This window comes from Phyllobacterium phragmitis (genome assembly GCF_002980495.1).
Lineage (GTDB): Bacteria > Pseudomonadota > Alphaproteobacteria > Rhizobiales > Rhizobiaceae > Paramesorhizobium > Paramesorhizobium phragmitis.
The window spans coordinates 1-412 of the sequence record NZ_PVBR01000102.1; the positions used below are offsets into that span (position 1 = coordinate 1).

Annotated in this window: 1 protein-coding gene; it reads right to left on the reverse strand. The window is 48.5% G+C overall.

The window, feature by feature from the left end; all coding sequences use genetic code 11:
• Positions 1 to 124: 124 nt before the first annotated feature.
• A partial coding sequence (locus tag C5748_RS28095) for a hypothetical protein (protein WP_199194924.1) occupies positions 125 to 412 on the reverse strand: 288 nt, incomplete at its 5' end.

Sequence of the window (412 nt, forward strand, 5' to 3'; positions counted from 1 at the left end):
CGCCAGCCTCCTGCTCCTTCAGCACCGCAATAATCTGCTCTTCGGTGAATCTCTGCTTCTTCATTCGTCCGTCCTTTAATGGGCCGGACTCTAATCCATCGTGGAGGAAATTCGCAGTGGCAGGTCAGGGATGCGATGGATTGAGCAAATATCCGCTAAGTTTGCTCTCAAGATTCGATGCATCAAAACCAACATTTCTATTTAAGGCACCATTCAAATTCGCCAAAGCTTTATCGCCGTCGGCGAGGCGCTTTGCATCGACGGCGATTTTGTAGCCCCCAACACCTAGTGGTTTGTTTCTAACATTTGAGTCCGATGGAATTGGACGCAAATGTGTAAAAGAAACAAACACAAACAAAAGGTTATCTAGTGGTTGGGCCGACGTTTCGCGGGAGCGAAGCGTCGGAGTCAA